Here is a 13,423-nt window from a genome sequence, read left to right as displayed (position 1 = left end):
TGACGATGTGCGGCATCACCGCACGCGTCGGCACCGACGACGCGCTCGAGGAACTCCTGACCAGCCTCTCGAACCTCGAGTACCGTGGGTACGACTCGGCGGGGGTCGCGCTGCTCGACGGCGACCTCGACGTCTGCAAGTGCGAGGGCGAGACCGACGACCTCCGGGCCGCGGTCGAATCGCGGCGGCCGTCGGGTCCGATCGGCCTGGGCCACACCCGCTGGAGCACCCACGGCCCGCCGACCGACGAGAACGCCCACCCTCACACGGGTTGCTCCGACCGCGTGGCCGTCGTCCACAACGGCATCATCGAGAACTACGAGTCCCTCCGGACCGAACTGCGGTCGCGCGGCCACGAGTTCACGAGCGACACCGACACCGAGGTCGTCCCGCACCTGATCGAGGAGCGACTGGACGCCGGGCGGGACCCGGAGGCGGCGTTCCGCGAGGTCGTCGACGTCCTGGAGGGGAGCTACGCGGTCGCCCTCGCCGTCGAGGACGACGACGTCGTGTACGCGACCCGAAACGGGTCGCCGCTCGTCGTCGGCATCGGCCAGGAGGCCAACTACCTCGCCAGCGACATCCCGGCGTTCCTGGAGTTCACCGACCGGGTCGTCTACCTCGAGGACGACGAGGTCGCCGTGGTCGGCCCCGACGACGTCCGGTTCACCGACGTCGACGGCCGCCCGATCGTCCGCGAGCCCCAGACGGTCGACTGGGCGGCCGGCGACGCCGAGAAGAGCGGCTACAACCACTACATGCTCAAGGAGATCAACGAGCAGCCCGTCGCACTCCGCCAGGCGGTCGAGGGGCGGACCGACCCCGGCGCCAGGGAGATCGACCTCGAGGACCTCCCGCCGGGGACCTTCGACGACGTCGAGCGGGTCCTGTTCGTAGCCTGCGGGACGTCCTACCACGCTGCGATGTACGCGACGTCGCTGTTACAGCGCCGCGGCGTGGCCGCCTCGACGTCGCTGGCCAGCGAGTTCGCCAACGAGCCGATGCCCCTCGACGAGTCGACGCTCGTCGTCGCCGTCACCCAGAGCGGCGAGACGGCCGACACCCTGGCCGCGCTCCGCGAGGCCGACCGGGCCGGCGCCCGCACGCTCGCGGTCACCAACGTCGTCGGGTCGACGGCGGCCCGCGAGGTCGACGACGTCTGCTACATCCGGGCCGGCCCCGAGATCGGCGTCGCCGCGACGAAGACGTTCTCCTCGCAGGTGGCGACGCTCGGCGTCCTGGCCGAGCGCCTCCGCGGCGACGTCGGCGACGGCGAGCCGCCGGACGAGGCGTTCCTCCGCGGGCTCGAACGGCTCCCGGACGCGGTCGACAGCATCCTCGAGGCCAATCGTACGGAGCGGATCGCCGACAGCTACGCCGGGATGGACTCGTACTTCTTCATCGGCCGGGGCATCGGCTATCCGGTCGCCCTGGAGGGGGCGCTGAAGTTCAAGGAGATCACCTACGAGCACGCTGAAGGGTTCGCCGCCGGCGAGCTGAAACACGGGCCGCTCGCCCTGGTCACCACCGAGACCGTGGTCGTCGCCGTGTTCACCGGCGAGAACGACGAGAAGACGCTCCACAACGTCCGGGAGGTCCAGAGCCGCGGCGCGCCCGTCGTGGCGGTCGCCCCGGAGTCGGCGACGGAGGTCCACCGCGCCGTCGACGACGTCGTGGAGATCCCCGACGCGCCAGAGGAGCTGTCCGGGCTGCTCTCGAACGTCGTCCTGCAGCTCCTGTCGTACCACGCGGCGGACCTCCGGGACCGCCCGATCGACAAGCCGCGGAACCTCGCGAAGAGCGTCACGGTCGAGTGACGGACCACGGGCCGTCGCGTCTCAGACGGCGCCGGCGACGATGAGGTTGTGCAGCGCCGCAACGGCCGAGATGAGGACGTGCGGCGCGTAGCCGAGCCAGCGGACCCGGTTCGACGGGAGCCACGCGCCGCCGAAGCGGCTGGTGGTCGTCTCGGTGACCGCGACCGCGGCGAGCACCGTGAGAGACGCCAGACAGAGGAGTCCGGGGAGCCGGCCGAGGCTGGCCATCGCGGTGGCAGCGACGGGATTCAGCTCCACCAAGCCAGCGGACCGCAGCCCGTAGAGGGTCGTCGCGACGTCGAGCCCCTGGGCGGCGACCAGCGCCGCGATGGCGACGAACTGCTGGTCGTTCTGGGGCCGCGGGAGGACGCGACTGCGGGCCGACATCACGACCGCACCTCGGAGACCCGACTGTTTGGTTAATCGGGTCGTAGCGGCGCGCCCGATCGAATCGCTCCCGATGTGGGGTGCGTTACCGTGCATTTGCGGCTCATTACAAAGTACGAGGCAGCTTCCCTGCAAACTATGGACGGTCGCAAGGCGGCGGGGCAACGGACGAACTGGGAGTGCGAACGCTGCGGCGCGTCGGTGTCGCCCCGGTTCGTCCGGGTGTTCGGCAAGGGGCGGTCGGTGTACGGCTGCATCGACTGCCTCTCCTCGAAGCAGCTGTTCGACGGGGAGGCCTCCGAACCGGACCGGGAGGTCTGAACCCGGTCGTCTGGGACGTCAGCCGGACGGTTCGTCGATCGAGCCTGGATACGGAGAGTACCCGCCGTGGCCCGCTACGACTCCGGTGGCCCGAGTCCTCGCGGCGGCCTGCGGACCGTTTCAGCGTTCCGAATCCGATAACCGCCGTATACCAGCCGCAACGGACGAATAACTAACCTCCCGACGACGATAGCGACACGTGCGGAAGCCGAACCGGCTTCCGCCTGCCCCCACCCACCCCACCCTGCGTTGGCCGTTCCGGCCTGCGCACACCCCCACCCACCACGTTCGTCCGGGCGTGGCGACCCGCGGACACAACCCGTGTCCCGGTTCGTCGCTCTCCGGGATTTTTCGGCACCTGCTGGGAACCATCGTCGAGCCGACGTCGAGCGGACAACCAATGATACTCAACCGTAGATAGTAGCACCTACGTGGTGGATACCGGTTTGTGGCCGCTGGCCGGTCGTGGAAACATGGTATCCGACCGCGTCACGCGACGCACGTTCGTGGGGAGTCTGACAGCCGCAGGCGGCATCGGGCTCGCCGGCTGCGGCGGTCTCGGTGGCAACGGGAACGGCGGGAACGGGAACGGCGGGAACGGGAACGGCGGGAACGGGAACGGCGACGGGGGCTCGCCGACCGACGGTGGGGAGTCCGACGGCGGGGAGACGTCCCCGACCGAGGAGGGGACGGAGGAGCCCGTCGACGAGAACGCCCTGCAGGTCAGGGCGGTCCACGCCCTCGTCGGCGCCCCCGACGTGGACGTCTACGTCGACGACGAACCCGCCTTCGAGGGGGTCTCGTACACGGACGTCACCAGCTACGAACCCATCGATTCCGGGACCGCGCAGGTGCGGGTCACCGCCGCCGGCGACGACCGGGCGCTCTTCGAGAACGAACTCGACGTCGAGGACGGGGGGAGCTACAGCGTCGTCGCCTTCGGGGAATACGGGTCCGGGACCTCGGCCGAAGATTCGACCCCGACCGAGAACACGCAGACGAACGCGACGGCCACCCAGGAGAACGATACCGGCTCCGGAGGGGGCGAGCCCGCGACACCCGCTGGCGGTTCCTCGGCCGGCGGCCTGCAGGTCGTCTCCCTCGACGACGAGGTCGCGTCGGGCGAGGACACGCAGGTCCGGGCGTTCCACGCCTCTCCCGACGCGGACGCGGTGGACGTCTCCCTGGCGGACGCCGACGAACCGCTCGTCACCGATCTGGCGTACGGTGAACTCTCGGATTACGGCGCTGTCGAGGCCGGCGTCCAGACCGTCGAGGTCCGGGCGGCCGGGGAGGACGAGGCCCTGACCGACGTCGACGCCGACTTCCAGGAGGGGCGCGCTCACACCGCCTACGCGATGGGGTACGCGGGAGCCGCCGACTCCAGCGACGAGGCGCTGCAGCTGGTCGCGGCTGTCGACGGGACCGAGGAGGGGTCCGGCGGGGCGTCGTCGGGCGGCACCGGCAACGAGACCGCCGGTAACGAGTCGTCGATGGACGACGACTGGACCAACGAGTCGTCGATGGGCGACGAGACGGAGACGTCCTCGGCCTGACCGGGTCGGGTCTCGACGGACGATCGGCCCGCAGGCGGCCGGCTACCGTTCGATCTTTTTTCGCCCAGTCGAGCACGTTCGAAGAAGACGGTCTCAGACCGGCCGTGGAGGGCAGTGCCGGTCGACCGCAGCGATCAGTTGGTCTGCGTCTGCATCGCCGCCCCGGGGTCCATCGACCGGCCGTCGTTCTGGAGGGCTTCGAGGCGGTCCTCGATGGTGAACATCGACTCGCCGTCCGAGCAGGGCGCGACGAACGAGAGTTCCCCGTCGACGTACTCCGCGAGGGTGGCCGTCGGGAGCGTCGTCACGGTGTACTCCTCGTCGGTGATGACGGATTCGACGGGCTCCTCCTCGAAGAACGAGCCCAGAGAGTGGTCGGTCTCGCAGGCCCACTCGGAGAAGGCCTCGACGCGCTCGGTGACGAACTGGCCGAAATCCGTCCGCGCGGCGGCCGAGGTGCGGTCGATGCGCGAGCCCCACACGTGCACCTCGAACGCCTGGATGTGTCCCCGGGTCTCGAGCGACTCGAGGTGCTCTATCAGTTCCTCGAGGCGCCCGCGCGTCGCCCGCGGCGTCAGCGACCTCACGAAGAGTTCCACCGTCCGATTTCCCCCATCGATGTGCGCTTCTGGTGACTTCGGCATCGCCGGAGGTTGATCCCTCCCCCGCTTTGTTATTTTAATGTTAGCGTCGAGGTAAGCCGCTCGTTCTCGCGGTAATGTCGCCCGGATTTCAGGAAACGGTATGGACAGGTTTCCGGTTCTAGGGGTCAGCTAGGCCCTGAACGAGCGGTAGCGTCGAAATCGTGCCTCGTCTACAGAGCCCCTACTCGAACTGGTAGGCGTCGACGGGCGTCACCGTCCGGTCGACGCCGCCGATCTCGAACCTGGCCCCGCCGGCCGACCCCTCCGTGGCCCGGACCGTCCAGTCGTGGCCGGCGGCGACGTCGGAGACGATGGCGAGACCCAGACCGGTGCCGTCCTCGGCGGTCGTGAACCCCTCGTCGAAGACCCGTTCGCGATTCGATGGGAGGCCACGGCCGTCGTCCTCGACGTAGAACCCGGTCTCGTCGGCGAGCCGCCCGACGGTGACCGTCAGCGGCAACTGTGGGTGTATCGTTCCGTGTTCGACGGCGTTGCGGAACAGGTTCTCGAGGAGCTGGACGAGGCGGCCTCGGTCGGCGCGGAACTCCAGGTCCGACCCGACTTCCAGGTCGGCGTTCTCGTCCTCGACGGTCTCCCAGGCTCGTCGAGCGCAGGTTTCCAGCGACACCGGTTCGCCGTCGCGGACGGCGAACCCATCGTCCCTGGCGCCGAGGAGGTCCTCGAGGAGCTCCTCCATGCGTTCGTGCGAGCGGGCGACGCTGGCGAGGTCCTCGTCGTCCCGGCCCTCCCGCGCCAGTTCGAGCCGGCCCTTCGCCACCGCGAGGTGGTTCCGGAGGTCGTGGCCCAGGACGTCGAGGAGCTCCGAGAGCCGTTCGTTCTCGCGTTCGAGTTCCCGTATCCGCCCGTCGATGGTGCGGTCGCGATCCGCCCCGCTCGCCGACGTGTCGCAATCGGACGCATCCGCGTCTTCTGGATGGAACCCCCCGCCGGTCTCGTGGCCCCCCGTCACGGTCACGTTCCCCCCGATTCAGGACCGGCTGTTCGCGTCACGGTGCGGGTCGGAGTCTCTCGGCCCGTCGGAATCGCGCGGCGAGCAGGGGACGGACGTGGCGGTGTCATCGGAGACGAAACACGGTCGTTCGGCGTAGTTATGTCCCTGCTAAGCGCCCGCACGCGTACCGGGCCGCTCCAAGAGCGGTTCCGGCGGTAGGCACGGACGACCTCGGGACGACCTCCCGGGCCGTAGTCCTTACCGGGGATCGACCCGGAGGCGGGCGAACTTACTGGTCAGCGCGCCGTTCGAACGTCCAAGAAGTTTATAAACACCCGTCGACAACCCCGAGACTCATGGGAACTGAAACCGCCGCCCCCACGGGGGATCGCCCTCCGACCGACGCCGCCGACGCCGCGCTGCAGCGCTACGCGGACGTCACGACCCACGAGGGGGAACTGCTCGTCTACGACGTCGACGAGGAGGACGCGTGGATCCAGGCCGACCTCTACTACAGCCGCGACGCCCTCGTCTGATCTCGACGGACTCCGACGGCGCGATCAGTGGTCGCTGTCGTGTGGATTCAGCGTCGTCCCGTAGTTCTCCGCGTGGTCGGTGTAGTCGACGAACCGCGGTGCGTCGGGGTCGAACGGCCGTTCGAGCGACTCGAAGGCGTTCTTCTTGTCCCAGCCCTGGAGCTTGCCGACCGCGCTGCGGTCCTCCAGGTCGTGGTAGTCGAGCTCCGGTTCGACCAGTTCCCACGCGTTCAGACCCCGCTCGGTCCGGACGATGACGCTGGAGTACTCGTCGCTGGAGCCGACCGAGCCGACCGTCAGGTCCGCACAGTAGCCCGTGAAGTCGGCGCACTCGTTGCAGCCCTTCAGCGCCGCGTCGTGGAAGTTCTCGACGTTCTCGTCGACGAGCATGTCGCCGTCGTGGTCGTAGACCATCATCCGCCCGTCGAGGACGTCCATCTTGCCGATCTCGTCCGGCGAGACGCCGCGCTTCGCCTCCAGTTGCTCGCCGATGAGCCGGTAGTAGTTGAAGTTCTTCGTGCACATCAGCGCGACCGTGTAGTCGATGGCGCAGACGCCCGCCTCCTGACTGCCGTACTCCCACTCGAAGTCCTGCAGCGCGCGGATGCCCTCGATCTCGCAGGGCGTGCCGACCAGGGCCAGGGAGGCCTCCTCCACTGGCCCGTCGAGCTTGTGCTCCCACTGCTGGAGGTCGAGGTTGCCGAGCGCCATCGTCTGGTTGTAGAAGCTCCCGGCGTTGGCGACCAGCTCCCCGTGCGTCGTCGCGAGGAACGACTCCGCCTTCCAGGGCTCCTCGTCGCTCTCGGTGGCGATCAGGGCGCCGTCGATCTCGCCCTCCTCGAGGAGCTTCGAGAGCACCGCCGTCACGACGCCGCCGTCCTGGGCGTTCCGCTGCCAGGCCTCGCCGACCTTCGCGGAGAACTCCGTAATCGGGTCGCCGGCGCCCTTCACGTTGTCGTCGCCGCCGGTGATCTTCCACTGCCGTTCGTAGCGGAGCCCGCCGCGCGGGCAGAAGTCCCAGCACAGCGAGCAGCCGGTGCACATCTTCACCAGTTCGGGCAGGCCGTCGTCGCCGATGCCGATGGAGTCCGACGGGCAGGACGCGACGCAGGTCCCACACTGGATGCACCGGCCGTCGTCGATGACGGCCTCGTCGAGTTCCATGAACCAGGTCTTCTCGTCCGGCGTCTCGATGTCGTTCATCTCCTCGCGGATCGAGTACCCCGGCGTGTCGAGGTCGACGCCCTCCGGCGGGTCGACGCGCTCGTCCGGCGCGCCGCTGTCGACGTCCTGGCTGACGTCCGCTTGCGGTTCCGTGAACTCCACGTCCCCGAGGCTGCCGTCGCTGTCGACGTTCGCGGGAGTCGTCCCTCCGTCGGGCGACGCCCGACGTACTGAAGGACGTGGTCCGTCGCCGCCGGCAGCAGCCGGCTTCGGCGCAGCGGTGCCCTCCCCTCCACACGTGCAGCCGCCGTCGCAGCAGTCGTCGTTTTCGTCGCCGCCGTCGGCCGGCCGCTGGACGTACCGGATGGGCTTGCCCGGGTCCGGGTCGTGGCCCGGCGACTGGCCGCTGACCGGCGGGACGCCGACGCCGTCGTGCTTGCCGACGTCCGGGACGCCGGGGAGCGGGTCCTCGTCGTCCTCTAGGTCCTCGTGCAATTCCGGCGCGGCGTCGGCCGGCACGTCGGTATTTTTCTCAGTCGTCATTGGCCACCTCCGCCGCGACGCCGCCGGCGACGTTCGCTTCCGCCCGCTGCATCACGTCCCGCAGTCGGGCGTCGTCGACCCGTCGGCACCACTCGTAGAACCGTTCGCCGTCCTCGCGCTCGTCGGCGTACGCCTCGAACAGTTGCTCCATCGCGGGGATGACCGACTCCGCGGGGACCGCCGCCTCGACCCAGTTGAGGAACTCGTTGTCGGCGCCGAGCGAGCCGCCGAGCCCGAAGTCCATCCCCTCGACGATGTCGTCGTCCGCGTTGTCCTCGGTTTCGACTTTGACTGTCTCGCCGCGGAAGCCGATATCTGCGATCTGGGGCTGCGCGCAGGAGGCCGAACAGCCCGACATGTGCATCCGGACGACCTCGAGGTCGTCGGGCGTGTCGATGCGCTCGTCGAGTTCCTTCGCCCACCGGCGGACGCGGTTCTTCGTCTCGATGATGCCGTAGTTGCAGAACTCCGAGCCGGTACAGCCGACGGCGCCCCGGGAGAACGGTCCGGGGTCGGGCTGATAGTCCCGCGCCCACGGCTCGGCGAGCAGGTCGTCGACGTTCTCCTCGGGGACGTGCGTGACGAGGAAGTTCTGGTCGGTGGCGAGTCGGACCGTCGACGCCTCGGTGCCGTGCTCGCGAGCGGCGCGGGCCGCCTGTGCGAACTCCTCGCCGCCCATCCGGCCGCCGATGACGTTGAACCCGACGTACTGCAGTCCGTCCTCGCGCTGGTCGTGGACGCCGACGTGGTCGCCGGCGTACCCCTCGGTGAGGTCGACGCCCCGCTCCCGGAGGTCGACGGCACAGCGGTCCCGGACCGCCGCCTCGAACTTCTCGGGGCCCATCTGCTCGACGAGGTAGCGCATCCGACAGACGCCGCGGTTGTGCCGGTCGCCGAGTTCCTTGAACGTCTGGGCGATGGCGCGGCAGAACTCCACGGCGTCCTCCGGCCGGACGAAGACGTCCAGCGTCGAGGCCATCCGCGGCCCGTCCGAGAGGCCGCCGCCGACGCGGGCGTGGAAGCCGTAGTAATCGTCGTCGCCGATCGACTTGCGGGCCGGCACGAGCCCGACGTCGTTGATCTGGGACTGCGCGCAGTCCTGCCGGCAGCCGGTGACGGTCATCTTGAACTTCCGCGGCAGGTTGGCGTACTCCCGGTTCTCGGTGAAGAACTCCGAGACGGCGTCGACGACCGGTTGGGCGTCGAAGCACTCGTGGTCGTCCAACCCCGCCGCGGGACAACCGAGGACGTTCCGCGCCGAGTCGCCGCACCCCTGGATCGTGGTCAGGCCGACCTCGTCGTAGCGGTCCCAGATCTCCGGGACGTCCTCGACCTCGATCCAGTGCATCTGGACGTCCTGTCGCGTGGTGACGTCGAGGAAGGCGTCGCCCCAGATCGGGTTCTGCTCGCTGCCGCCGAACTCCTCGGGGGCGGTGGCGTACTCGTCGGCCACCTCGCCGACGACCTCGGCCTGCTCGGGCGTCAGGCGACCGCCGGGGACCTTCGTCCGCACCATGAAGTAGTCGTCGTGGTTGCCGTGGGCGTACATCCCGGCCCACTTGAGCCGCTCCCACTCGCCGTGGCCGGCCTCCGCCTCGATCTCCTCGAAGGTCATCTCCTCGTCGGCGTACCGCCGGACGTCTTCGACGACGTCGAGGGGATGCTTCTCCTGTTTCCACCGCTCGACCGTATTCATGGGAGCCACCTCCTTCGACGAACACCTGCTCGAAGCTGCAGGGCTGCTTCGGCGTTCACGACGACCACCGCCCGGCAGGGCAGCTCCGACGGTGTAGCGGTCCTCCTGGTCTGAGCGAGTGATTGACTAACACAGTCATATAGATAGTCTAGGCACGCGTCTCCATGGACCTGCTCTTCACGGTGATATCCGACGAGGCTACCACGAACCGGTCAAGATTGCTGGTAAGTGTGACGGGTGATGGCGCGGAACACGGAACACATCGACGCGGAGCGCTGGTATCCGGCGCAGAGAGTCGGCCTCACGGTTGCCGTGGAGATCTCGCCCGTCGTGAGTGACTTCGAGATGGAAACCGGCTAACGGCGACAGGAACGAGGTGGTAGCGCTCGGAAAAGAACAGGAGTTTATTGCTGGTAGAGTGTTCGCATCTGTCGGCTCATCTCGGACGGCGACAGAAGGGCTTCCCGTCCGGAGTGCGTCCACTCACCCGATGACTGGAGGAACCACCGAGGTACGTGTCCGGCGGGTCGAGCGAACGTCGCGGCGAGGGTATCGTGACGCCCAACCGCGGTCGGCTCCGCGCGGAGTCGACATGAGCAACGTCGCCATCGCCTGCCAGGGCGGCGGCAGCCACACCGCGTTCACCGCCGGCGTCCTGCAGCACGCCCTCGAGAACTGGGACGAGGACGACGAACTGGTCGGGCTCTCCGGCACCTCCGGCGGCGCGCTCAACGCCGTCGTCGCGTGGTACGGGCTGGTGACCGAGGGCCGGGAGCGGGCCGTCGAACTGCTGGACGACGTCTGGGACGACGTCGCCGCCGGAGGCCCGGCAGACCGGATGGCCAACGCCGCGTTCGTCTGGACGAGACGGGTCGAGGCTAGCGGCTTCCCGGTCCCCCAGGTCAGCCCCTACTTCCGGCCGACGTCGCCGTGGCGGGAGCGAGAGTTCCGCGCGCTCGTCGAACGGCACGTCGACTTCGAGGCGATCCGTGCGCTGGCCGACGACCCCGAGCGCCCGGAACTGGTCGTCGGCACCGTGGACGTCAACGCCGGCGAGTTCGAGACGTTCACGAACCGCGAGGTGACCGCCGACGCGGTGCTGGCCTCTGCGGCGGTGCCGACGCTGTTCCGCGCCGTCGAGATCGACGGCCACTACCACTGGGACGGCCTCTTCAGCCAGAACCCGCCCGTCCACGACCTCGTGACCGCGCCCGAGGAGCGGCAGCCGGACGAGCTGTGGGTCGTCCAGATCGAGCCGCAGGCCCGCGAGGAGGAGCCGACGTCCCTCGAGGAGATCACCGACCGCCGCAACGAGCTGTCCGGTAACATCTCGCTGAACCAGGAGCTGGGGTTCATCGAGCGCGTCAACCGGTGGATCGACGAGGGCCACCTCTCCGAGGAGCGGTTCAGCCGGACCGAGATCCACCGCGTCCAGCTACGTGACAACCTCGAACACTCCTCGAAGGTCGACCGCTCGCCGGCCTTCGTCGAGGACCTGATGGACCGGGGGCGGGCCCGCGCCGCCGAGTTCCTGGCGTCGCGCTAGGCGCGACCGTCCTCACTCGAGGGCGGTGTCGAAGGCCGACTCGAGGTCCGTCCGCAGGTCGTCGACGTGCTCCAGTCCGACGCTGACGCGGACGAGGCCGTCGGTGAGGCCGGCCTCGCGGCGCCGTTCGGCCGGGATGGCCGCGTGGGTCATCGTCGCCGGCTGTTCGATGAGGCTCTCGACGCCCCCGAGGCTCTCCGCGAGCGTGAACACGTCCGTCGAGGAGACGACCTCGGCGGCCTCCTCCAGGGAGGCGTCGAGTTCGAAGCTCAGCATGCCGCCGAAGTCGGCCATCTGCTCGGCCGCGAGGTCGTGCTGGGGGTGGGACTCGAGGCCGGGGTAGTAGACGTCCGAGACGTCGGGGTGGTCGTCGAGCCACCGGGCGAGCGCCCGCGCGTTCTCGCAGTGGCGGTCCATCCGGACGGGGAGCGTCTTGGTCCCCCGGAGGACCAGGAAGCAGTCGAACGGGCCGGGCGTCGCCCCAACCGAGTTCTGGTAGAAGCCGAACCGCTCGTCGAGGTCGGGGTCGTCCGTGACGAGCGCGCCGGCGACGAGGTCCGAGTGGCCGCCGAGGTACTTCGTCAGCGAGTGGGAGACGACGTCGGCGCCGAGGTCCAGCGGCTGCTGGAGGTACGGCGTCGCGAAGGTGTTGTCGACCGCACAGAGCGCGTCGTGCTCGTGGGCGAGGTCGGCGAGCGCCGCGATATCGTTGACCCGCAGCAGGGGGTTCGTCGGCGTCTCGACCCACACCAGCTCGGTGTTCGGCCGGACGGCGGCCTCGACCGCCTCGAGGTCGGTCGTGTCGACGAAGGAGAACTCGAGGTCGTAGTCCTCGTAGACCTGCTCGAACAGTCGGTGGGTGCCGCCGTAGACGTCCTCGCCGGCCAGCACGTGGTCGCCGGACTCCAGTAGGTTCAGGACGGTGTTGATGCCGGCCATCCCGCTGGCGAAGGCGCGGCCGTACTCGCCGCCCTCCAGGTCCGCGAGGTTGGCCTCGAGGGCGGACCGCGTCGGGTTGCCCGTCCGGGAGTACTCGTAGCCGCGGTGGTCGCCGGGCCCGTCCTGGACGTACGTCGAGGAGGCGTAGATGGGCGTCATGATGGCGCCCGTCTCCTCGTCCGGGTCCTGGCCGGCGTGGATGGCTCGGGTCTCGATGCGTCCGTCGGCCGCGTCGTCGGGTGTGTCGTCGTGTGTCATGGCTGCCAATCTTCGAAGTCGCCGTAGATGTGCTTCGAGAGGTACCGCTCGCTGGAGTCCGGGAAGACCGTCGCGACCGCGTCGTGGGGGACGTCGAGGTCGCCGTCGCGGATGCGCTCCGCCACCCGCCGGGCGCCGACGCTCGCCGCGCCGGAGCTCGACGCCACGAGGTGGCCCTCCTCGCGGGCGAGCCGCTGCAGCTCGTCGTGAGCGGCCCGGTCGCCGACCTGGAGCACCTCGTCGACCACCTCGGGGTCGAACAGCTCGTTCCGCTCGAGTTCGTGGGTGCCGATGCCCTCGATGGTGTACTCGTCCTCGTCGACATCCGCGCCGAGCGCCCGCGCGAACACCGATCCCTCGGGCTCGACGGCGACGACGTGGACGTCCGGTTCGCGCTCGAGGACGTACCGCGCGACGCCGACGAGGGTGCCGCAGGTGCCGCAGCCGACGACGACCGCGCCGACCTCGCCGTCCAGCGCGTCGTAGATCTCGGGGCCTGTCGTCCGCTCGTGGGCCTCGACGTTCAGCGGGTTCGCGAACTGCTGGGGGACGACCGCGTCCTCCCGGCCGTCGGCGATCTCGCGGGCGCGCTCGATGGCGCCGCCCATCGCGTCCTCTGTCGGCGTGTTGACCACCTCGGCGCCGAGGGCGCGCATGAGCGTCTGCTTCTCGACGCTGAACCGCTCCGGGACGACGAAGACCGCCTCGAGGTCCAGCTGGTTGGCCGCGATGGCCAGCCCGATGCCGGTGTTCCCGGCCGTCGGCTCGACGATGGTGCCGCCTTCTTCGAGCTCGCCCCGCTCGATCAGCTGCTCGCAGATGTACGCGCCGATGCGGTCCTTGACGCTCGCGCCGGGGTTGAACGACTCGAGCTTGGCGTAGACCGGCACCTCCTCGGGGGCGGCTTCGACCCGGACGAGCGGCGTGTTCCCGACCGTCTCCAGGACCGACTCGACCGGTCCCCGCGTCATCCGCGCTCCCCTCTCCTGGGATTCATGCTCCCGTGTGCTAACGGACGACGACGTGAAGAATCCCCGGGCCGGGTGTCGGCCGGCGGGACTCGG

Annotated in this window: 12 protein-coding genes; 5 read left to right on the top strand and 7 right to left on the bottom strand. The window is 69.4% G+C overall.

Annotated features, from left to right (window positions below; genetic code table 11):
• Positions 1 to 5: 5 nt before the first annotated feature.
• Positions 6 to 1,817, top strand: a complete 1,812-nt coding sequence (gene glmS, locus HWV07_RS06380; RefSeq protein ID WP_178333501.1) for a glutamine--fructose-6-phosphate transaminase (isomerizing) — start codon at positions 6 to 8, stop codon at positions 1,815 to 1,817.
• 21 nt (positions 1,818 to 1,838) lie between these two features.
• Here the strand turns inward: glmS and HWV07_RS06375 are convergent, their stop codons facing one another.
• Positions 1,839 to 2,204, bottom strand: a complete 366-nt coding sequence (locus tag HWV07_RS06375) for a DUF5658 family protein (protein ID WP_178333500.1) — start codon at positions 2,202 to 2,204, stop codon at positions 1,839 to 1,841.
• A 138-nt stretch (positions 2,205 to 2,342) separates the two neighbouring features.
• On the opposite strand from HWV07_RS06375, the gene HWV07_RS06370 reads away from it, so the two are divergent.
• On the top strand, positions 2,343 to 2,525 hold the full coding sequence (locus HWV07_RS06370; protein ID WP_178333499.1) for a DUF7563 family protein: 183 nt from the start codon (positions 2,343 to 2,345) through the stop codon (positions 2,523 to 2,525).
• Between the two features lie 473 nt (positions 2,526 to 2,998).
• Positions 2,999 to 4,081 (top strand): DUF4397 domain-containing protein, encoded by a 1,083-nt coding sequence (locus HWV07_RS06365; protein WP_178333498.1) that lies wholly within the window; start codon positions 2,999 to 3,001, stop codon positions 4,079 to 4,081.
• A gap of 134 nt (positions 4,082 to 4,215) precedes the next feature.
• Here HWV07_RS06365 and HWV07_RS06360 read toward each other — a convergent pair whose 3' ends face one another.
• Positions 4,216 to 4,680, bottom strand: a complete 465-nt coding sequence (locus tag HWV07_RS06360) for an HTH domain-containing protein (RefSeq protein ID WP_178333497.1) — start codon at positions 4,678 to 4,680, stop codon at positions 4,216 to 4,218.
• Positions 4,681 to 4,906: 226 nt separating this feature from the next.
• On the bottom strand, positions 4,907 to 5,701 hold the full coding sequence (locus tag HWV07_RS06355) for a sensor histidine kinase (RefSeq protein WP_178333496.1): 795 nt from the start codon (positions 5,699 to 5,701) through the stop codon (positions 4,907 to 4,909).
• A 332-nt stretch (positions 5,702 to 6,033) separates the two neighbouring features.
• Between HWV07_RS06355 and HWV07_RS06350 the strand changes: the two genes are divergently transcribed.
• On the top strand, positions 6,034 to 6,213 hold the full coding sequence (locus HWV07_RS06350) for a hypothetical protein (RefSeq protein WP_178333495.1): 180 nt from the start codon (positions 6,034 to 6,036) through the stop codon (positions 6,211 to 6,213).
• Positions 6,214 to 6,237: 24 nt separating this feature from the next.
• On the opposite strand, the gene HWV07_RS06345 is transcribed toward HWV07_RS06350, so the two are convergent.
• Positions 6,238 to 7,920 (bottom strand): Coenzyme F420 hydrogenase/dehydrogenase, beta subunit C-terminal domain, encoded by a 1,683-nt coding sequence (locus HWV07_RS06345; protein WP_178333494.1) that lies wholly within the window; start codon positions 7,918 to 7,920, stop codon positions 6,238 to 6,240.
• Entirely contained in the window at positions 7,910 to 9,616 is a 1,707-nt protein-coding gene (locus tag HWV07_RS06340) for a nitrite/sulfite reductase (RefSeq protein WP_178333493.1), read from the bottom strand. The genes HWV07_RS06345 and HWV07_RS06340 overlap by 11 nt, the downstream gene beginning before the upstream one ends.
• A gap of 592 nt (positions 9,617 to 10,208) precedes the next feature.
• Between HWV07_RS06340 and HWV07_RS06335 the strand changes: the two genes are divergently transcribed.
• Positions 10,209 to 11,162, top strand: a complete 954-nt coding sequence (locus tag HWV07_RS06335) for a patatin-like phospholipase family protein (protein WP_178333492.1) — start codon at positions 10,209 to 10,211, stop codon at positions 11,160 to 11,162.
• A 12-nt stretch (positions 11,163 to 11,174) separates the two neighbouring features.
• On the opposite strand, the gene HWV07_RS06330 is transcribed toward HWV07_RS06335, so the two are convergent.
• Both HWV07_RS06330 and HWV07_RS06325 read right to left on the bottom strand, forming a co-directional pair.
• Positions 11,175 to 12,359, bottom strand: a complete 1,185-nt coding sequence (locus HWV07_RS06330) for a cystathionine gamma-synthase (RefSeq protein ID WP_178333491.1) — start codon at positions 12,357 to 12,359, stop codon at positions 11,175 to 11,177.
• Positions 12,356 to 13,330, bottom strand: a complete 975-nt coding sequence (locus HWV07_RS06325; protein WP_178333490.1) for a PLP-dependent cysteine synthase family protein — start codon at positions 13,328 to 13,330, stop codon at positions 12,356 to 12,358. Before HWV07_RS06325 ends, HWV07_RS06330 begins: the two co-directional genes overlap by 4 nt.
• Positions 13,331 to 13,423: the final 93 nt, after the last annotated feature.

Source organism: Natronomonas salina (assembly GCF_013391105.1).
In the GTDB taxonomy this organism is placed as follows: Archaea; Halobacteriota; Halobacteria; order Halobacteriales; family Haloarculaceae; genus Natronomonas; species Natronomonas salina.
The sequence above is the reverse complement of the archived record's forward strand: the minus strand, read 5'-3'. Positions and strand labels throughout refer to the sequence as shown.

Coding starts and splice junctions, on each gene's coding strand:
- glmS (WP_178333501.1), top strand. CDS start 6: ATGTGCGGCATCACCGCACGCGTCGGCACCGACGACGCGCTCGAGGAA.
- HWV07_RS06375 (WP_178333500.1), bottom strand. CDS start 2,204: ATGTCGGCCCGCAGTCGCGTCCTCCCGCGGCCCCAGAACGACCAGCAG.
- HWV07_RS06370 (WP_178333499.1), top strand. CDS start 2,343: ATGGACGGTCGCAAGGCGGCGGGGCAACGGACGAACTGGGAGTGCGAA.
- HWV07_RS06365 (WP_178333498.1), top strand. CDS start 2,999: ATGGTATCCGACCGCGTCACGCGACGCACGTTCGTGGGGAGTCTGACA.
- HWV07_RS06350 (WP_178333495.1), top strand. CDS start 6,034: ATGGGAACTGAAACCGCCGCCCCCACGGGGGATCGCCCTCCGACCGAC.
- HWV07_RS06345 (WP_178333494.1), bottom strand. CDS start 7,920: ATGACGACTGAGAAAAATACCGACGTGCCGGCCGACGCCGCGCCGGAA.
- HWV07_RS06340 (WP_178333493.1), bottom strand. CDS start 9,616: ATGAATACGGTCGAGCGGTGGAAACAGGAGAAGCATCCCCTCGACGTC.
- HWV07_RS06335 (WP_178333492.1), top strand. CDS start 10,209: ATGAGCAACGTCGCCATCGCCTGCCAGGGCGGCGGCAGCCACACCGCG.
- HWV07_RS06330 (WP_178333491.1), bottom strand. CDS start 12,359: ATGACACACGACGACACACCCGACGACGCGGCCGACGGACGCATCGAG.
- HWV07_RS06325 (WP_178333490.1), bottom strand. CDS start 13,330: ATGACGCGGGGACCGGTCGAGTCGGTCCTGGAGACGGTCGGGAACACG.